At 71.6% G+C, this 19,549-nt stretch carries 15 protein-coding genes; 10 read left to right on the forward strand and 5 right to left on the reverse strand.

All coding sequences use genetic code 11. The features are described 5' to 3' along the window. Window positions 1–148: 148 nt before the first annotated feature. From ACWGR4_RS17320 to ACWGR4_RS17350, 7 genes are all read left to right on the forward strand, one after another. Window positions 149–1,222: a Gfo/Idh/MocA family protein gene (locus ACWGR4_RS17320; RefSeq protein WP_452131855.1), complete on the forward strand. Its 1,074-nt coding sequence runs from the start codon at window positions 149–151 to the stop codon at window positions 1,220–1,222. Further along, complete coding sequence (locus ACWGR4_RS17325; protein WP_452131854.1) at window positions 1,219–2,187, forward strand: SDR family NAD(P)-dependent oxidoreductase; 969 nt, start codon at window positions 1,219–1,221, stop codon at window positions 2,185–2,187. The genes ACWGR4_RS17320 and ACWGR4_RS17325 overlap by 4 nt, the downstream gene beginning before the upstream one ends. Before the next feature lie 96 nt (window positions 2,188–2,283). Next, window positions 2,284–3,447 carry a DegT/DnrJ/EryC1/StrS family aminotransferase gene (locus tag ACWGR4_RS17330; protein WP_380005233.1) on the forward strand — a complete coding sequence of 388 codons (1,164 nt, stop codon included), beginning with the start codon at window positions 2,284–2,286 and terminating at the stop codon, window positions 3,445–3,447. Continuing rightward, window positions 3,447–4,157 carry an acetyltransferase gene (locus ACWGR4_RS17335; protein ID WP_380005231.1) on the forward strand — a complete coding sequence of 237 codons (711 nt, stop codon included), beginning with the start codon at window positions 3,447–3,449 and terminating at the stop codon, window positions 4,155–4,157. Before ACWGR4_RS17330 ends, ACWGR4_RS17335 begins: the two co-directional genes overlap by 1 nt. Continuing rightward, window positions 4,147–5,283, forward strand: a complete 1,137-nt coding sequence (locus ACWGR4_RS17340; RefSeq protein WP_452131853.1) for a DegT/DnrJ/EryC1/StrS family aminotransferase — start codon at window positions 4,147–4,149, stop codon at window positions 5,281–5,283. Before ACWGR4_RS17335 ends, ACWGR4_RS17340 begins: the two co-directional genes overlap by 11 nt. After that, a complete protein-coding gene (locus tag ACWGR4_RS17345; RefSeq protein WP_452131852.1) occupies window positions 5,280–6,860 on the forward strand; it encodes an MBL fold metallo-hydrolase in 1,581 nt (526 codons plus the stop codon). Before ACWGR4_RS17340 ends, ACWGR4_RS17345 begins: the two co-directional genes overlap by 4 nt. A gap of 370 nt (window positions 6,861–7,230) precedes the next feature. After that, window positions 7,231–7,386, forward strand: coding sequence for a hypothetical protein (locus ACWGR4_RS17350; protein WP_380005224.1), 156 nt, complete (start codon window positions 7,231–7,233; stop codon window positions 7,384–7,386). A gap of 125 nt (window positions 7,387–7,511) precedes the next feature. On the opposite strand, the gene ACWGR4_RS17355 is transcribed toward ACWGR4_RS17350, so the two are convergent. The 3 genes from ACWGR4_RS17355 to ACWGR4_RS17365 form a co-directional block, all read right to left on the reverse strand. Next, the gene (locus ACWGR4_RS17355; RefSeq protein WP_380005222.1) at window positions 7,512–8,768 is read right to left on the reverse strand and encodes a nucleotide sugar dehydrogenase; all 1,257 of its coding nucleotides are present in this window, start codon (window positions 8,766–8,768) and stop codon (window positions 7,512–7,514) included. 56 nt (window positions 8,769–8,824) lie between these two features. Further along, the gene (locus tag ACWGR4_RS17360) at window positions 8,825–9,454 is read right to left on the reverse strand and encodes a hypothetical protein (protein ID WP_380005219.1); all 630 of its coding nucleotides are present in this window, start codon (window positions 9,452–9,454) and stop codon (window positions 8,825–8,827) included. A gap of 195 nt (window positions 9,455–9,649) precedes the next feature. After that, window positions 9,650–11,116 (reverse strand): aldehyde dehydrogenase family protein, encoded by a 1,467-nt coding sequence (locus tag ACWGR4_RS17365; RefSeq protein WP_452131851.1) that lies wholly within the window; start codon window positions 11,114–11,116, stop codon window positions 9,650–9,652. A 266-nt stretch (window positions 11,117–11,382) separates the two neighbouring features. On the opposite strand from ACWGR4_RS17365, the gene mfd reads away from it, so the two are divergent. From mfd to ACWGR4_RS17380, 3 genes are all read left to right on the forward strand, one after another. Beyond that, on the forward strand, window positions 11,383–14,940 hold the full coding sequence (gene mfd, locus ACWGR4_RS17370) for a transcription-repair coupling factor (protein WP_380005214.1): 3,558 nt from the start codon (window positions 11,383–11,385) through the stop codon (window positions 14,938–14,940). Window positions 14,941–15,145: 205 nt separating this feature from the next. After that, the gene (locus ACWGR4_RS17375) at window positions 15,146–15,862 is read left to right on the forward strand and encodes a SurA N-terminal domain-containing protein (RefSeq protein WP_380005212.1); all 717 of its coding nucleotides are present in this window, start codon (window positions 15,146–15,148) and stop codon (window positions 15,860–15,862) included. Between the two features lie 21 nt (window positions 15,863–15,883). Next, window positions 15,884–16,936, forward strand: a complete 1,053-nt coding sequence (locus tag ACWGR4_RS17380) for a MazG family protein (RefSeq protein WP_452134135.1) — start codon at window positions 15,884–15,886, stop codon at window positions 16,934–16,936. Window positions 16,937–17,008: 72 nt separating this feature from the next. Here ACWGR4_RS17380 and ACWGR4_RS17385 read toward each other — a convergent pair whose 3' ends face one another. Next, window positions 17,009–17,791, reverse strand: a complete 783-nt coding sequence (locus tag ACWGR4_RS17385) for a succinate dehydrogenase iron-sulfur subunit (protein WP_452134072.1) — start codon at window positions 17,789–17,791, stop codon at window positions 17,009–17,011. Then, on the reverse strand, window positions 17,788–19,545 hold the full coding sequence (gene sdhA, locus ACWGR4_RS17390) for a succinate dehydrogenase flavoprotein subunit (RefSeq protein WP_380005206.1): 1,758 nt from the start codon (window positions 19,543–19,545) through the stop codon (window positions 17,788–17,790). The genes ACWGR4_RS17385 and sdhA overlap by 4 nt, the downstream gene beginning before the upstream one ends. Window positions 19,546–19,549 lie beyond the last annotated feature (4 nt).

Consider the following 19,549-nt stretch of genomic DNA (forward strand, 5'->3'; position numbering starts at 1 on the left):
AAGGATCTTCGCAGGCCGGTCCGACCCCCGCGGATTTCCCGGTTGACCGGCGCCGGGCCGGATCGGGCGCTAGCTTCGTTCGGGTGGGGGTGCCGTGCGGCGGCTGGGCCCGTGCGGCCGGGGGGTGCAGGGGAGTTGACGTTCCGTCATGTCGAATTCCGGGTCTGGTTCCGGATCCGGTCGGCCCATCGGGCTGGCCGTCATCGGGGCCGGCTACTGGGGGCCCAATCTGATCCGCAACGCGCAGGCCACGCCGGCGCTGCGGGTGGAGTGGTTGTGTGACCTCGACGAGGCACGGGCCAGAGCGGTCCTGGGCGAGTACAGCACGGTCCGGGTGAGCACGTCGTATCGGGACGTGCTCGCGGACCCGGCCGTACAGGCCGTCGCCATCGCGACGCCGGCCGCGACGCACTTCGAACTGGTCGCGGCGGCGCTCGAGGCGGGCAAACACGTCCTGGTCGAGAAGCCGATCACGGCCGCGTACGCCGAGGCGGTCAAGCTGGTCGAACTGGCCGAGCGCACCGGGCTGACCCTGATGTGCGATCACACGTTCTGCTACATGCCGGTGGTCCGGCACATCCGCGAGTCGATCCACGGCGGCGAGTTGGGCGACATCCGCTTCTTCGACTCGGTCCGGATCAACCTCGGCCTGGTGCAGCCCGACGTGGACGTGTTGTGGGACCTCGCGCCCCACGACCTGTCCATCCTCGACTTCATCCTGCCGCCGGGGGTGCGCCCGGTGTCGGTGTCCGCGCACGGCGCGGACCCGCTGGGCACCGGCCGGGCCTGTCTGGCCTACCTCGTGCTGCGGCTGAGCAACGGCGCCATCGCGCACGTGCACGTCAACTGGCTCTCGCCGACCAAGGTCCGCACCACCATCATCGGCGGCTCGCGGCGCACGCTGGTGTGGGACGACACCAACCCGGCGGCCCGGCTCCAGGTGCACGACAAGGGGGTCGACCGGATCGAGGACACCGCGCTCGACCACGACGCCCGCCGGGAGAAGCTGATCTCCTACCGGATGGGCGACGTGGTGTTGCCGGCGCTGCCCGAACGCGAGGCGCTGCGCGCGGTGATGGCCGAGTTCGCCGAGGCGATCGGCGGGGCCCGACCCGCGCTCACCGACGGGCGGGCGGGACTGCGGGTACTGGAACTGCTGGAGGCCGCCTCGCGCAGCCTGGAACTGGGCGGCGTCACCGTCGCCGTGGGGGAACCATCGTGACGAGTGTCGAGATCGCCGGATCGCACTGCCTGGTCACCGGCGGGGCCGGGACCATCGGATCCACCATCGTGGATCGCCTGCTCGACGAGGGCGCGGCGAAGGTGGTCGTGCTCGACAACCTGACCCGGGGTCACCGGGGCAACCTGGCCCGGGCGTTGGCCGACGAGCGGGTCGAGTTGATGGACGGCGACATCCGCGACCGGGCGCTGCTGGCCCGGCTGACGCCGGGTGTCGACGTACTGTTCCACCTCGCCGCGATCCGGATCACGCAGTGTGTCGAGGAGCCCCGGCTCGCCCTGGAAGTGCTGGTGGACGGCACCTACGACGTGATGGAGGCGGCGGTCGCGGCCGACGTGCGCAAGGTGGTCACGTCCTCCTCCGCGTCGGTGTACGGGCTGGCCGAGCACTTCCCGACCACCGAGCTGCACCACCCGTACGACAACGACACGCTCTACGGCGCGGCCAAGCTGTTCAACGAGGGCCTGCTGCGCAGCTTCCGGGCGATGTACGGCCTGGACTACGTGGCGCTGCGCTACTTCAACGTCTACGGCCCGCGGATGGACGTACACGGCCTGTACACCGAGGTGTTGATCCGCTGGATGGAGCGGATCGGCAAGGGGGAACCCCCGTTGATCTTCGGCGACGGCCTGCAGACGATGGACTTCGTGTACACCGACGACATCGCGCGCGCCAATCTCCTGGCCGCGCGGGCGGACGCGAGCGGTGAGGTGTTCAACATCGCGTCCGGGAGCGAGACTTCGCTGGGCTCGCTGGCCGAGCGGCTGCTGGTGGTGATGGGCGCCGAGCACCTGGGCATCGAGTACGGGCCGGCCCGGGCCAGTGGCGGGGTGACCCGACGGCTGGCCGATACCACCAAGGCCGCACGGGAGTTGGGCTTCACCGCCGAGGTGGACATCGACGAGGGGCTGCGCCGACTGGTGGCGTGGTGGCGGGACGCGGTCTGAACCGATGTGCGCACCGGGGGAGTTCGGTGCGGCTCGGGCGTGCGGACGCGGAGCTGGGTCAAGGGTTCGGCGCGGACGGTGCTGGGGGAGGACACGATGGGCATGGAACGAATTCCGGTGATGCGGCCCTGGATGGGCGACGAGGAGGCGGCCGCGGCGGCCGACGCGGTGCGCTCCGGGTGGGTGGCCCAGGGGCCTCGGGTGGCGGCCTTCGAGCGGGCCTTCGCGGACCGGCTGGGGGTGCCGGAGGCGATCGCGGTGTCCTCGTGCACCACCGCGCTGCACCTGGCGCTGATCAACGCCGGGGTGGGGCCGGGTGACGAGGTGGTGGTGCCGTCGTTGTCCTTCGTGGCCACCGCCAACGCGGTGCGCTACGTGGGCGCGCGCCCGGTGTTCGCCGACGTCGAGCGGGCCACCGGCAACCTGACGCCGGAGACGATCGAGCCGGTGCTGACCTCGGCCACGCGGGCGGTGATCCTGGTCGACCAGGGCGGCATCCCGGCCGACCTGGACGCGGTGCGGGCCCTGGTGGACCGCCGGGGCATCGTGGTGGTGGAGGACGCGGCCTGTGCGGCGGGTTCGACCTACAAGGGCCGGCCGGTCGGCGCGGGGGCGATGTCCGCGACCTTCTCGTTCCACCCGCGCAAGCTGCTGACCACGGGCGAGGGCGGCATGCTCACGCTGGCGCGCGCGGGCCATGCGCCCCGGTTGCGCCGGCTGCGCGAGCACGGGATGAGCGTGAGCGCGGCCGATCGCGACGCGGCGGACCGGGCGGGCGGGGCGCCGGTGGTGGAGAGCTACGACGAACTGGGCTTCAACTACCGGATGACCGACGTGCAGGCGGCGATCGGTCTGGTGCAGCTCGGCAGGCTCGCCGCGATGGTCGAGCGGCGACGGGAGTTGGCGGCCCGATACCGGCAGTCGCTGGCCGATGTGGCCGGCCTGGAGACGGCCGCGGATCCCGCGTACGGGCTGACCAACTTCCAGGCGTTCTGGGTGCTGCTGCCCGAGGACTTCCCGATGTCGCGCGACGAACTGCTCGGCGAGCTGGCCCGGGCCGGCATCTCCGCCCGACGCGGGATCATGGCCGCGCACCTGGAGCCGGCCTACGCCGACGTCGAGCACGTACCGCTGCCCGTCACCGAGCGACTGACCCGCGACTCGCTGATTCTGCCGCTGTTCCACGAGCTGACCGAGGCGCAGCAGGACCGAGTGGTCGCCGCGGTGCGGGCGGCGGCGGGCGTGCGGGCGGCGGTCTAGTGTCCTTTCGCGATCTGCTCCTCGTCGGCGCCGGGGGGTTCGCCCGGGAGGTGGCCGCCGCACTGCCGGACTTCCGGGCCCCGCGCGGGAGTTCGGGTTGGCGGCTGCTCGGGTTCCTGGACGACGACCCGGCCCGGCAGGACACCGAGGTGGACGGCGTGCCGGTGCTCGGCGGGGCAGACGTGGTGCACAAGTGGCCCGACGCCCTCGTGGTGGTGTGCACCGGCAGCCCTGCGCACTGGTGGAGCCGGTCGCGGGTGGTGGCCCGGCTCGGGCTGCCGGCGGAGCGCTGGGCGACCCTGGTGCACGTGAGCGCGGTGGTCCCGAGGACCTGCGAGGTCGGCCCCGGCGTGGTGCTGATGGCGCAGACGGTGTTGACCACCGGGGTCCGGGTCGGCGCACACGCGCACACCATGCCGCAGGTGGTGTTGACCCACGACGACGACGTGGGCGAGTTCGCCACGCTGGCCGCGGGAGTGCGGCTGGCGGGCGGGGTCTCGGTGGGCCGGGAGGCGTACCTGGGGGCCGGTGCGCTGGTGCGCGAGCACCGGGTGATCGGCGCCCGATCGCTGGTGGGGATGGGCTCGGTCGTGACGCGGGACGTGCCGCCGGCCGAGGTGTGGGCGGGGGTGCCGGCGCGCCGACTGCGCGCGGCGCCGGACCTCGCCGAATCGGAGCGACGAGGTGGGGGAGACACGCATGAGTGCTGAGCCGAGCCGGATCCCGCTGGTGGATCTGGCCGCCGCGCACGCCGAGGTGGCGACCGAGGTGGCGGCCGGCATCGCCCGGGTCCTGGACACCTGCGCGTTCGTGGGCGGGCCCGATGTGGCGGAGTTCGAGGCCGAGTTCGCCGCGTTCACCGGCGCCGCGCACTGTGTGGGCGTGGCCAACGGCACCGACGCGGTGGAACTGGCGCTGCGGGTGCTGGGGGTCGGCGCGGGCGAGGGGGTGGTGCTGCCCGCCAACACGTTCGTGGCGACCGCGGAGGCGGTGGTCCGGGCGGGCGCGCGGCCGGTGTTGGCCGACGTGGACGAGGACCACCTCCTGCTCGACCCGCAGCGGGCCGCCGAGGCGCTGGGCGACTCGTCGGGCCCGCGGGCCCTGCTGCCGGTGCACCTGAACGGGCAACTGGCCCCGATGGGCGCGCTGCGGGCGCTGGCCGCGGCGCGCGGGGTGTTCCTGGTCGAGGACGCCGCGCAGTGCCAGGGCGCCACCCAGGACGGCGTGGCCCCCGGGGCGTGGGGTCCGGACGCGATCGCGGCCACCAGCTTCTACCCGGGCAAGAACCTGGGCGCGTACGGCGACGGCGGCGCGGTGTGCACCGGCAACGAGGAACACGCCCGAATATTGCGCGAGTTGCGCGATCACGGTTCCTCGCGCAAGTACGTGCACACCCGGCTCGGGTTCAACTCGCGCCTGGACACCATCCAGGCCGTGGTGCTGCGCGCAAAGTTGCGCCGGCTCGCCGACTGGAACGTGCGTCGGCGGGCGGCGGCGGTGCGCTACGACACGCTCCTGGCCGGCATCGAGGGCGTACGGTTGCCCCGGACCGCGCCCGGGAACGAGCACGTGTGGCACCTGTACGCGGTCCGGGTGCCCGAGCGGGACAAGGTGCTCGCGCTGCTGAACGAGGCGGGCGTCGGCGCCGGCGTGCACTATCCGGTGCCGGTGCACTTGCAACCCGCGTTCGCCGAACTCGGCCATGCCCGGGGCGACTTCCCGGTCGCCGAGCGGGCCGCCGAGGAACTGCTCTCGCTGCCGCTGTACCCGCAGCTGACCGCCGGGCAGCAGGAACGTGTCGCGGAGGTGCTCGCGGGAGCGCTGAGCCGGCTGTGACGCCCGGGTCCGAGCGCCGCCGGGCGCGGCCGGTCGCGCCGAGGCCCGATCCGCCGGCGCCCGGCGCGATTCGCTATCTCGGCCACGCGGGCTTCGTGGTCGCGCACGCCGGGGTCTCGCTGCTGATCGACCCGTGGTTCCATCCCGCGTTCCTCGGCTCGTGGTTCCCCTTTCCGGACAACCGCGAACTGCTGCCGGAGGTGGTGGCCGCCCGGCCCGACTTCCTCTACCTCTCGCACCTGCACGAGGACCACTTCGACGAGCGGCTGCTCGACCGGCTGGACCGGGGCGTCACCGTGGTGCTGCCCCGCTACCGGTCCAAGTCGCTGGTCCGGCGGATGACCGCGCTCGGGTTCGGGAAGCAGGTGGTGCTCGGCCACCGCGAGTCGTTCACGCCCGTGCCCGGGCTGACCCTGACGATGTTCCTCGACACCAGCCACAAGGAGGACAGCGGGCTGCTCGTCGACCTCGACGGATACCGCTTCCTCGACCTCAACGACTGCAGCACCCCGCTCGGCGAACTCCCGGACGAGATCGACCTGTTGTCCGCGCAGTTCTCCGGCGCGATGTGGTATCCGAACGCCTATGCGTACCCCGAGGAGGTGCAGCGCAAGAAGACCGCGGAGGTGCGCTCGGACCTGTTCGACACGCTGGTGCGCAAGGTCCGGCTGACCGGCGCGCGGTCCTATCTGCCCTCGGCCGGCCCACCGGTGTTCCTGGACCCGGAACTGGCGCGGTACAACGACCGCGACGAGACCATCTTCCCGCTGTGGGAGGCGTTCGCGGCCGACTTCGCGGCGGCCTGCCCGAGAGTGCGGGTGATCGAGGCGGCGCCGGGAGACGACCTCGCGGCGCCGACCGGCCCGGTGGCGCACTGGCGCACCGACGCCTATCTGAGCGCCTATCGGGACCGCCGCGAGCGGGAGTGGCGGGCGTACGCCGAGCCGCCCTTCGAGCCGGTGACGCCGGCCGAACTGGACGCCTATTTCGCCCGGTTGCAGAGCTGGAACAGGCGTTTCCTCGGCGCGTGGCGCAAGGACGTGCGGTTGACCTCGGACGGCGGTTCGTGGTCGGTGCGGCTGGGCCGGATCGCGGGCGACATCGTGTTCGAGGACGAACCGGTCGACCCCGCCTACACGATCGAGGTGCCGCAGCGGGTGCTGCGCGCGATCGTGGACGGCGAGGTGGGCTGGGAGGAGGCACTGCTGTCCATGCGGCTCGGCCTGGCCCGCGATCCGGACGTGTTCGACCTGACCCTGATGAGCCTGCTGCGCTACGGCGAACACCCGGCGCAGACCATGCAGATGGTCCGCGAACGCGAATCGGCCGCGCACGGCGAGTCGATCGAGCGGTGCGGGGTGCGGATGCAGCGCTTTTGCCCGCACGCCGGTGAGGACCTGTCGCACGCGGACATCGAGGCGGGGGTGCTGGAGTGCCCCCGACACCACTGGAAGTGGCGGCTGGACACCGGGGAGTGCGTCTCGGGCGGGACGGTGCCGCTGCGCGTCGGCCCGGCCGCCGAGCCCGGTCCGCTCGCGGCCGTCGATCGTGCCGGTCCGCATGTCCCGAATCCGTGACATTCGCCGCCGGGGCCGAAGACATGCGTTCGAGGCGATCCGGTTGACATAACGTGTCGCGCTTATCGGCAATCGACCGCCGCTCCTTGCGCGTCGTCACCCCGGCGAGCTATCTCGTATCACTCTTTCGTCGTAATAGGCAGAAAAGATCATTGATCGCGGTATTGCATCCTTTGTATGTCGATAGCGAAGCGGTAAGCATTCAAAAGGAAAACGTTTTTCTCCGGAACGTCCGGGTTCCGTCACGAGCGTGTCATGACGTGTCGAGTGTCGGTCGCACGGCGGCCGCAGGTGCTGCGGTGTGGCCGTCCAAGTCATTCGCGTCCTCGGTCGGGACGCGAGTGGCGCCTGTGATGTCTGGAGGTTGTCCATGAGTACCTGGGGATGGCTCTGCCAAGAAGGCGGTTGTCCGTCGAAGTCGGACGGCGCCCGCCAGCGGTACCGGTCGAAGGACGCGGCACAGGTGGCGGCCAAGGCGCACACCAAGGCCACCGGGCACAAGACGAAGATCATCGAATACAAGTAGGGGCAGGGGGAGCGACGCGAACGGGCCGCAGGGGCCCGGGACGGACCGGAGCGGCGCGCGGTGGTCGACACCCCCGACCACCGCGCGCCGGCCGCGACGGGCCTACGACACCGCCTGCAACACCGCTACAGCACCTCGATGTTGGGCCCCGCGCCGAGCACCCGACGGCAGTCGAGCACGTAGTCGGCGGTGCGCAACAACTCCGGGTCCACGTCGTCGTGGTCGACGAGCAGGACGACCGCGTCGGCCGCGGCGACCGTCTCCGGCGTCAACTCCACCCGCCGCAACCGCGCGTCCACCACCTGGGACTGCTCCACGTGCGGATCCGCGGCGCTGACCTCGGCGCCCAGGTTCAACAGCAGCCGGGCCACGTGCGTCGACGGCGACTCCCGGGCGTCGCCGGTGTTCTTCTTGTACGCGAGCCCCACCAACAACACGTGCGAGCCGTTGACCGAGCGCCGCCGGGCGTTGAACGCGGCGGTGAGTCGGCGGATCACGTAGTCGGGCATGTGGTTGTTGACGTCGTTGGCCAACTCCACGAAACGAAAGCTCTGTCCCAGCGCACGCTGCACCCGCCAGGACAGGTACGACGGGTCGATCGGCAGGCAGTGCCCGCCGACCCCGGGACCCGGGGTGAAGCGCAGGAACCCGAACGGCTTGGTGGAGCAGGCGTCGATCGCCTCCCACACGTCGATGCCCAGGTCGTGGGCGAACATCGCGACCTCGTTGACGAGCGCGATGTTCACGTGCCGGAAGGTGTTCTCGATCAGCTTGACCAGTTCGGCCTCCTTGGGCGAGGACACCGGCACCACCCGCTCGACCAGCGAGCCGTAGAAGCCCTCCACCACCGCGAGCGAGGCGGCGTCCACCCCCGAGACCACCTTCGGGGTGTTGACCAGGTTCCAGGTCGGATTGCCCGGGTCGATCCGCTCCGGGCTGTAGCCCAAGTGGAAGTCGCGGCCCGCGGTCAGCCCCGAGCCCTCCTCCAGGATCGGGCCGACCAACTCCTCCGTGGTGCCCGGGTAGGTGGTCGATTCGAGCACCACGCACGCGCCCGGGCGCAGATACCGCGCGAGCGTGCGGGCGCACTCCTCGATGTAGCTCAGGTCCGGTACGCCCTCGCGCAGCGGCGTGGGCACGGTGATCACCGCGATGTCGTAGCCGCCCAGATCCCTCGGCTCGCTCGTGGCGCGGTAGCGGCCCGCGTCCGAGATCGCGCGCACCTCGGCGGCGGGGATGTCCTCGACGTAGGACTCACCCGCCGCCAGCCGCTTGACCCGCTCCCGGTCGACGTCGTAGCCGACCACCTCGTGGCCCACCTGCGCGGCCCGAACCGCCAGCGGCAGTCCCACATATCCCTGACCGGCGATGACAACACGCATCCGAGAATCCCCCTCCTCGCGCAACCGCCCACCCCCGAGCGGCTGGTGATGCAACGTCAGGGGCGGCCGGGCACGTGATCGGCACGCGGCTTGGCCACCACCCAGGACGACACGAGCCCGGCCACCCGTTCGCCGCGGACCACCGATCCGGGAAAGCGCGAGGCCAACTCCGCGCGCCGGGCCGGGAACACCCTCGGCGCGGAGCCGTCGATCCGGGTCCGGACCCGACCGGGCAGCAGGTGCACGGCGGGCAGCGAGGTCTGCGGATCGAGCGGGTGCTCGCGGGCGGCGGTGCGCAGCCAGTAGCGCTCGGCCGAGGCGTGCACGACGTCGGCGAGCCGGGCCCGGTCGGTCGGCGCGGCCAGCCGGTCCAGCAGGCCGTCGCTCACCACCAGGTCGCAACCGCCGTTCCAGGCCAGCGGATCGCCGGCCTCGACGGCCAGCCACGGGGCCGGTTCGGCGGCCCGCTCGGCCGTCGTGATCACCCGCACGTGCGCGGGCCGTACCGGAGCGTGCCACCAGAACTCGGCGGAGCCGCCCAGGTCCACCACGCGCAACCGCTCGATGTCCGGGAACGCCTCGCGAAACCACAACCATCGTCGCGCCCGCACCCCGGCTTCCACCTGGGTACGCGCGGCCCCCGCGCGCACCGACCAGGCCCGGACCAGACGTTGCGGTTGCGACATTGCGAGAGATCCCCCCTGACGGGCCCGCGACCGAGCGCCGCGAACCGCCCCTCAGGTTATGGCCACGACCTCACCCCCACGCGGGAAACCGACGAACCCGAGACGTCCCGGACGCGAACACGAAGAGGCCGCCGGAAACGGGCGAGCGGCCCCGGGGAAGGATCCCGGGGCCGCTCGCGGTCCGTGTCGCGCCGGTCAGGCGCTGGGCCAGACGATGCTCTGGATCTCGCTGTAGGCGGCCAGGCCGTAGGAGCCGCCGTCGCGGCCGACGCCCGACTGCTTGAAGCCGCCGAACGGGGCCTCCATGTTGCGCCCGACGGTGTTCACCCCGACGCCGCCGGAGCGCAGCCGGCGGGCGATGCCGTAGGCGCGGGTGGTGTCCCCGGCGAAGACGTAGGAGATCAGGCCGTAGTCCGAGTCGTTGGCGATCCGGATCGCCTCCTCCTCGTCCCCGTCGAACGGAATCACCGTGACCACCGGGCCGAAGAACTCCTCGCGCGCGATGGTCATCTCGTTGGTCGCGTCCGCGAACAGCGTCGGCGCCACATAGAAGCCCTTCGCGAAGTCGGGTCGCTCGCCGCCGACCACCAGGCGGGCGCCCTCCTCGCGGCCCTTGGCGATCAGCGCCTCCACCCGGCCGCGCTGCACCGCGGAGATGACCGGGGTGACCTGCGTCGCGGGATCCAGCGGGCTGCCCACCTTCAGCCCGTTCGCGTGCTCCGCGAGCCGCTCCACGAGCCGGTCGTAGATGCCGCGCTGGGCGATCACCCGGGTCGGCGCGGTGCAGATCTGGCCCGCGTAGAAGCTCCACACCGTGCCGATGCCGTGCACCGCCGCCTCCAGGTCGGCGTCGTCGAGCACGATGCACGCGCCCTTGCCGCCCAGCTCCATCAGCTGACGCTTGAAGCTACGACCGGCCACCTCGGCGATCCGTGCGCCGATCGCGGTCGAGCCGGTGAAGCTGATCATGTCCACGTGCGGCGAGGCCACCGTCGCCTCGGACACGTCCACCCCCTGGCCGGTGACCACGTTCAGCACACCCGCCGGCAGCCCGGCCTCGGCCAGCGCCTCGGCCATCCGGTACACCGCCAGCGGGTCCTGCGGCGCGGGCTTGACCACGACCGTGTTGCCCATCGCCAGCGCCGGCGCGACCTTGCCCGCGGTGTTCGCCAGCGGGTTGTTGTACGAGGTGATGCAGGTGACCACGCCGACCGGCTGGCGCACCTCCACGGCGCCGAAGATGCCCGCCCGGCTCAGCGCGGTCTCGGGGGTCGGCTGCGGGGCGAGCGGGAACTCGGTCGGCTCCAGCGCGCCCTTGGCGTAGCGCTTGAACCGGGAGTACGTGGTGCCCAGCTGCATCATGCCCGCGACCGAGAGCGTGGCGCCGGTCTCGGCGGAGGCCAGCGGGACCACCTCGCCGCCCATCTTCAGGAACAGGTCCGCGGCCCGGTCCAGGATCCGGGAACGCTCCTCGGGGGTGGTCCGCGACCAGGTGCCGAACGCCTCGGCCGCCGCCGCGGTCGCCGCGTTCGCCTGCTCCACCGACGCCTCGGGCGCCAGGCCCACGACCTCCTCGGTGGCCGGGTTGATCACCTCGTAGTGACCGCGCTCCGGCTCGACCCATTCGCCGCCGATGTAGAGCTTCTGCTGCGCGCTGCTCATCGTGTCCGTCGTCTCCCCTGGTCCAGCCGCTGCCCGGACTCCCGACGGCCGCCCGCCGGAAATCCGACGACCCGTCAGATTCCTGTTCGCAGGCCATTGGACCCCCTATCAGTCACATTGCCAAGGGGGAGGGGTGGGCGGTGCTGGTCACAGTCACACGTTGTCATCGCGGGCGACACCGACCCCTTCGGGCGTAGGGTTGTCGGGGAACCCCGGTCCTTTTCCAAGGTCGGGGCCGTTCGCGTTGCGGAGGATCCAACCGGCCCATGAGTCTGACCGGTCTGCTAGACATCGTCGTCCAGGACCCCGCCGTCGCCGAGGCGGTGCGGGCCGCGTCCGAGGGCCGCGGTACCGCCCTCGACCTCGTCGGACCACCGGCGCTGCGCCCCTTCGTGGTGGCCGCCGTCGCCGCCCGCGCGGATCGACCCGTACTCGCGGTCACCGCCACCACCCGCGAGTGCGAGGACCTCGTCGCGGCTCTCGGGTCGCTGCTGCCCGAGGACTCCGTCGTGGAATACCCCTCGTGGGAGACGCTGCCGCACGAACGGTTGTCCCCGCGCTCGGACACCGTCGGCCGCCGGCTCGCGGTGTTGCGCCGGCTCGCCCACCCGACCTCGGGCGAGCGCGCCGACGCCGGCACCGGCACCCTCAAGGTCGTCGTCGCGCCGATCCGCAGCGTGCTCCAGCCGCAGGTCAAGGGCCTGGGCGAGCTGGAGCCGGTGGCCTTGGTGGCCGGGCAGGAGATCGACCTCGACACCGTGGTCGAGCGCTTGGCCGCAGCTGCCTACGCACGCGTCGACCTGGTGGAGAAGCGCGGCGAGTTCGCCGTGCGCGGCGGCATCCTCGACGTGTTCCCGCCGACCGAGGAGCACCCGCTCCGGGTCGAGTTCTGGGGCGACCAGGTCGAGGAGATCCGCTGGTTCAAGGTCGCCGACCAGCGCTCCCTGGAGACCGCCGAACACGGCCTGTGGGCACCGCCCTGCCGTGAGCTGCTGCTCACCGACGAGGTGCGCGAGCGGGCCCGCGAACTCCTGGTGGAGCATCCGGGGCTGGTCGAGATGCTCGGCAGGATCGCCGAGGGCATCGCGGTGGAGGGCATGGAGTCGCTGGCCCCCGCGCTGGTGGACGACATGGAGCTGCTGCTCGACGTGCTGCCCGCGGGCAGTCACGTGCTGGTCTGCGACCCGGAGCGGGTCCGCACCCGCTCCGCCGACCTGGTGGCCACCAGCCGCGAGTTCCTGGACGCGTCCTGGGCCGCGGCGGCGGGCGGCGGGGAGAGCCCGATCGACCTGGGCGCCGCGTCCCTGTGGAGCCTGGCCGACGTGCGCGAGCACGCCGCCGGGATCGGTGTGCCGTGGTGGTCGCTCAGCCCGTTCGGCGCCGACGCCGACGACTCCGGTACCGAGATCGGCGCGGTCGAGGTCGAGGCCTACCGCGGCGACGCGCAGCGGGTGCTGGCCGAGATCAAGGGCCGACTCGCCGACGACTGGCGCGTGGTACTGGTCACCGAGGGCCACGGACCGGCCGCGCGCTTCGTCGAGACGCTGTCCGGCGAGGGGGTGCCGGCCCGGCTCGACGCAGACCTCGCCGAGGTGCCGGAGACCGGCGTGGTGCACGTGACCACCGGCTGCATCGGACACGGCTTCGCCTCCGAGTCGCTGCGCACCCTGGTGCTGACCGAGGAGGACGTCTCCGGGCAGCGCACCTCGACCAAGGACATGCGCCGGCTGCCCAGCCGACGGCGCAACATGGTCGACCCGCTCCAGCTCAAGCCCGGCGACTTCGTGGTGCACGAGTCGCACGGCGTGGGGCGCTACGTGGAGATGGTCCAGCGCACGGTGCAGGGCGCGCAGCGCGAGTACCTGGTCCTGGAGTACGCCCCCGCCAAGCGCGGCCAACCGGGCGACCGCCTGTTCGTGCCCACCGACCAGCTGGAGCAGGTCACCAAGTACGTCGGCGGCGAGAGCCCGTCGCTGCACCGCCTCGGCGGCGCCGACTGGGCCAAGACCAAGGCCAAGGCGAAGAAGGCGATCAAGGAGATCGCGGGCGACCTGATCAAGCTTTACTCGGCCCGGATGGCCGCGCCCGGACACGCCTTCGGCCCGGACACCCCGTGGCAGCGCGAATTGGAGGACGCCTTCCCCTACGTCGAGACGCCCGACCAGCTCTCCTCGATCGAGGAGGTCAAGGGCGACATGGAGAAGCCGATCCCGATGGACCGGCTGATCTGCGGCGACGTGGGCTACGGCAAGACCGAGATCGCGGTGCGCGCGGCGTTCAAGGCGGTCCAGGACGGCAAGCAGGTGGCCGTCCTGGTGCCCACCACGCTGCTCGTCCAGCAACACTTCTCCACCTTCTCCGAGCGCTACGCGCAGTTCCCGGTGGTGGTGAAGTCGCTGTCCCGGTTCCAGACCGAGACCGAGGCCAAGGCGGTCCTGGAGGGCCTGCGCGAGGGCTCGATCGACATCGTGATCGGCACCCACCGGCTGTTCGCGGCCGAGACGAGGTTCAAGGATCTGGGCCTGGTCATCGTCGACGAGGAGCAGCGCTTCGGCGTCGAGCACAAGGAGCAGTTGAAGAAGCTGCGCGCCAATGTCGACGTGCTGACCATGTCCGCGACCCCGATCCCGCGCACCCTGGAGATGGCGGTCACCGGCATCCGGGAGATGTCCACGATCACCACGCCGCCCGAGGAGCGGCACCCGGTGCTCACCTTCGTCGGGCCGTACGAGGAGAAGCAGATGGGCGCCGCGATCCGGCGCGAACTGCTGCGCGAGGGGCAGGTCTTCTACATCCACAACCGGGTCGAGTCGATCGACCGCGCGGCGGGCCGGATCCGCGAACTGGTGCCCGAGGCCCGGGTGGCCATCGCCCACGGCCAGATGCACGAGAACGCGCTGGAGAAGGTGGTGGTCGACTTCTGGGAGAAGGAGTTCGACGTCCTGGTCTGCACCACGATCGTCGAGTCCGGCATCGACATCTCCAACGCCAACACGCTGATCGTGGAGCGGGCCGACAACTTCGGGTTGTCCCAGCTGCACCAGTTGCGCGGCCGGGTGGGCCGGGGCCGCGAGCGGGCGTACGCGTACTTCCTGTACCCGCCGGAGAAGCCGCTGACCGAGACCGCGCACGAGCGCCTCGCCACCATCGCCCAGCACACCGAGATGGGCGCGGGCATGTTCGTGGCGATGAAGGACCTGGAGATCCGCGGCGCGGGCAACCTGCTCGGCGGCGAACAGTCCGGGCACATCGCGGGCGTCGGGTTCGATCTGTACGTGCGCATGGTGGGCGAGGCGGTCAACCAGTACAAGGAACTCGCGGCGGGCGGCGAGGGCGCGGAGGAGGTCCCGGAGATCCGGGTCGAGCTGCCCATCGACGCGCACGTCCCGCACGACTACGTGCCCGGCGAGCGGCTGCGGCTCGAGGCGTACCGGCGGATCGCGGCGATCACCTGCGAGGCGGACATCGACGCGGTGCGGGCCGAACTGGTGGACCGCTACGGGCCGTTGCCGCAGCCGGTGGAGAACCTGCTGGAGGTGGCCCGGTTCCGGGCGCACGTACGCACCGCGGGGATCGCCGACGTCACGCTCCAGGGCAACTTCGTCCGGTTCGGCCCGGTCGAACTGCGCGAGTCGCAGCAGTTGCGGCTCCAGCGGCTCTACCCGAAGACGCTGGTCAAGGCGGCGACCCAGCAGATCCTGGTGCCCAAGCCGATGACCGCCCGGATCGGCGGGCAACCGCTGCGTGACGGGGCGCTGTTGACGTGGGCGCGGGATCTGGTGGACGCGATCCTGCTGGAGCCGATCGCGGCGGCGAAGAAGTAGCCCGAGTCGGCTCCGCGGCTCCCGGACCGGCGTGTCGTCGGCGGTCCGGGAGCCGCGCCGGGTTGTCGGCCGGCGCGGATGATCTTGGCGAATGTGCGGACTTCGGGCGTGCCCACCCGTATCTTTGATCGTTGGTCATGGGTCGCAGTCCGCCGTGGCCGACAGTCGTACCGCCGTACAGCGCCATCGAGCATTGGGAGTTCGTGTGAGTCGCACGTCGCGTTCCGTCCCTGTCGATTCCGCGCACCGCCGGCGGCGGGCCGCGTCCCGGGCCCGGGTGGCCGCGGTGGGGCTGGTGCTGGTCACCGGCTTCGCGCTCTCCGGCTGCTCGGAATCCAAGACGGGCGCGGCCGCCATGGTCGGCGGGGAGCGCATCGAGATCTCGACCCTCAACGCCAAGGTCGACAAGCTGGAGCAGGCGTTCTCCCGGCAGAACCTGCCGCTCAACGGCACCAGTGCCCAACTGGAGGCCAACCAGGCCGAGTTGGTCCAGCTCATCTCGCGTCGGGTGATCGCCGAGGCGGCCGGGCGCAACCACGTCGCCCTGAACGCGACCCAGGTGCTCCAGGCCCGCCGCACGCTGGAGGCTCGGCTCGGCGGCCCGCAGAACCTGGAGGCCCGCCTGGTGCGGATCGGCGTGCTGCCCGCCGAGGTGGACGACTTCGTCCGGACCGAGGCGCTGAAGGCGGAGATCGCCCGGGTGCGCGGGATCGACCTGGGCACCGCCGACGGCCAGGCGCAGCTGGACGCCTACCTGGGCGACGTGGCGGCCTCGATGAAGATCAAGGTGAACCCGAGGTACGGCACCTGGGACTCGGCGAAGCTGACCACCACCGCCGCGACCTACTCGTGGCTGGCCCCGGGCACCCAGCCGGCGGCCGGTTCCGTGGACGCCCAGCCCGGGGCGGCGAGCGGCACCTGAGCCGGACCGTAGGCTGGCCGGGTGAGTGACTCGCCTACCGCCGCGCCGCCCGCCCGCCTCGTCCTGCTCGCCGGCACCCACCGGGTCGCCCCCGGCCTGCTGAGCTGGCCCGCCTGGCGCACGCTGCGCGAGGCGGCCGGCACGCCGACCGGGTGCGTGCTGACCGCCGACGCCGACCACCCCCAGCTGCCGTATCTGCGCGAGGCGGGCGTCGAGGTCGACATCGCCGACCTCGACGCGGGCCCGCTCGCGCTCGCCCGGCACCTGCTCGACCGGGCCCGCACGGGCCTGGTCGTGTGGCTCGCGGCGACCGACGACGACCCCGGCCTGGGCCAGGCCCTCGCCCGGGTCGCGGCGGGCGACGAGGGCGGCGAGCCGGTCCCGGAGATCGAACTGCTGCCCGGCGCCTGGGACCTGCCGGGCGCGCGCCTGCTCGACCTGGTCGCGGTGATGGACCGGCTGCGCTCACCCGGCGGCTGCCCGTGGGACGCGAAGCAGACCCACGAGTCGCTGGCCCGCTACCTGGTCGAGGAGACCTACGAGCTGGTCGACGCGATCGACTCGGGGGACCGGGAGCACCTGCGCGAGGAACTGGGCGACGTGCTGATGCAGGTGTTCTTCCACGCCCGGGTCGCCCAGGAGGACGAGGCCGACCCGTTCGGCATCGACGACGTGGCCGGCGGCATCGTGGACAAGCTGATCAGCCGCCACCCGCACGTGTTCGCCGACGTGGAGGCCGACACCCCGGAGGCGGTCGAGGCCAACTGGGACGCACTCAAGGCCGCGGAGAAGTCGCATCGCGCATCGGCCCTCGACGGCATCGCGATGAGCCAGCCGGCCCTGGCACTGGCGGCGAAGTTCCTGTCCCGCACCGGCAGGGCGGGCCTGACCGTGCCCACCCCGGCGCTGCCGACCGCCGTCGACGCCGACGACTACGCCGGCCCCGAGGCGATCGGCGACCTGCTCCTGGCCGTCACCGAACTGGCCGCCCGTCAGGGCGTCGACGCCGAGACCGCGCTGCGCGCCGCGACCCTGCGCCACGGCGAGCGCGTCCGCGCGGTCGAAGCGGGCTGACGCACACCGACCACGAACGCCCGAGGGCCCGGAACCGAAGCACGGTTCCGGGCCCTCGTCGGTGCGGATCGATCACACGCGGCGGAAGATCAGCGCGCGCTTGACCTCCTGGATCGCCTTGGTGACCTCGATGCCACGCGGGCACGCCTCGGTGCAGTTGAAGGTCGTGCGGCAGCGCCACACGCCCTCCTTCTCGTTCAGGATCTCCAGGCGCTCCTCGGCGCCCTCGTCCCGCGAGTCGAAGATGAACCGGTGCGCGTTGACGATCGCGGCCGGGCCGAAGTACTGCCCGTCGCTCCAGAACACCGGGCACGACGTGGTGCACGCCGCGCACAGGATGCACTTGGTGGTGTCGTCGAACCGCTCGCGGTCCTCGGGCGACTGCAGCCGCTCGCGCGTCGGTTCGTTGCCCGACGTGATCAGGAACGGCATCACGTCCTTGTACGCCTGCATGAACGGGTTCATGTCGACGACGAGGTCCTTCTCCAGCTTCAGACCCTTGATCGCCTCGACCGTGATCGGCTTGGCCATGTCCAAGTCCTTGACCAGGGTCTTGCAGGCCAGCCGGTTGCGCCCGTTGATCCGCATCGCGTCCGAGCCGCAGATGCCGTGTGCGCAGGAGCGGCGGAAGGTGAGCGAGCCGTCCTGCTCCGCCTTGATCTTCATCATGGCGGTCAGGATGCGCTCGGTCGGGTCGGCCTCGACCTTGAAGTCCTGCCAGTACGGCTCCGCGTCGGTCTCCGGGTTGAACCGGCGGATCCGCAGCGTGATCACGATCGGCGTGTGGTCGCGCTCGGCGGCCGTGCTGCCGTGCCCGGTGCCGGGCGCGGTCTCTTCCACTACGGCAGTCATCAGTACTTACGCTCCATCGGCTGGTAGCGGGTGACCACGACCGGCTTGTAGCCCAGGCGGATCGAGTGCTCGCCCTTCGCGTCGACCTCGCGGTACGCCATCGTGTGCTTCATGTAGTTCTCGTCGTCGCGCGCCTGGAAGTCCTCGCGGGCGTGGCCGCCGCGCGACTCCTTGCGGTTTTGCGCGCCGACGACCAGGACCTCGGCGAGGTCGAGCAAGAAGCCCAGCTCGATCGCCTCGAGCAGGTCGGTGTTGTACCGCTTGCCCTTGTCCTGGATGGAGACGTCGAGGTAGCGCTTCTGCAGGCCCTTGATGTCGGAGAGCGCCTGCTTCAGCGTCTCCTCGGTGCGGTAGACGCCGGCGTTGGCATCCATCGTCTCCTGCATCTCGGCGCGGATCTGGCCGACCCGCTCGGTGCCCGAGCTGTCGCGCAGCCGCTCGATCAGCTCGACGACCGTGGCCTCGGGGGCCTCGGGCAGCTCGACGAAGTCGTGCGTGCTCGCGTACTCGGCGGCGGCGATGCCCGCACGCCGGCCGAACACGTTGATGTCGAGCAGCGAGTTGGTGCCGAGCCGGTTCGAGCCGTGCACGGACACGCAGGCGACCTCGCCGGCCGCGTACAGACCCGGGACCACCGTGGTGTTGTCCGACAGCACCTCGGCCTCGACGTTGGTCGGGATGCCGCCCATCGCGTAGTGCGCGGTCGGGTACACCGGGACCAGTTCGGTGGTCGGCTCGACGCCCAGGTAGGTGCGCGCGAACTCGGTGATGTCCGGCAGCTTCTCCTCGATCTGCTCCGCCGGCAGGTGGGTCAGGTCGAGGTAGACGTAGTCCTTGTTCGGACCGGCGCCGCGACCCTCCAGCACCTCCAGGACCATCGAGCGCGCGACGATGTCGCGCGGCGCGAGGTCCTTGATGGTCGGCGCGTAGCGCTCCATGAAGCGCTCGCCGTCGGCGTTGCGCAGGATGCCGCCCTCGCCGCGGGCGCCCTCGGTGAGCAGGATGCCCAGGCCCGCGAGACCGGTCGGGTGGAACTGGTAGAACTCCATGTCCTCCAGCGGCAGTCCCCGGCGCCACGCGATGCCCATGCCGTCGCCGGTGAGGGTGTGCGCGTTCGAGGTGGTCTTGAAGACCTTGCCGAAGCCGCCGGTCGCGAAGATCACCGACTTGGCCTGGAAGACGTGGATCTCGCCGGTGGCCAGCTCGTACGCGACCACGCCCGAGGTGGACTTGTTGCCCGCCTCGTCCTCGGCCAGGAGCAGGTCCAGGACGTAGAACTCGTTGTAGAACTCGACGTCCTGCTTGACGCAGTTCTGGAACAGCGTCTGGAGGATCATGTGGCCGGTGCGGTCCGCCGCGTAGCAGGAGCGGCGCACGGCCGCCTTGCCGTGGTCGCGGGTGTGCCCGCCGAAGCGGCGCTGGTCGATCCGGCCCTCGGGGGTCCGGGAGAAGGGGAGGCCCATCTTCTCCAGGTCCAGGACGGCGTCGATCGCCTCCTTGCACATGATCTCCGCGGCGTCCTGGTCGGTGAGGTAGTCACCACCCTTGACCGTGTCGAACGTGTGCCACTCCCAGTTGTCCTCCTCGACGTTGGCGAGGGCGGCACACATGCCGCCCTGCGCGGCGCCGGTGTGCGAACGCGTGGGGTACAGCTTGGTCAGTACGGCGGTACGGCTGCGCTTGCTCGACTCCAGGGCCGCGCGCATGCCGGCGCCGCCCGCGCCGACGATGACGGTGTCGTACTTGTGGGTCTGCATGATG

Source organism: Embleya sp. NPDC055664, assembly GCF_053618075.1.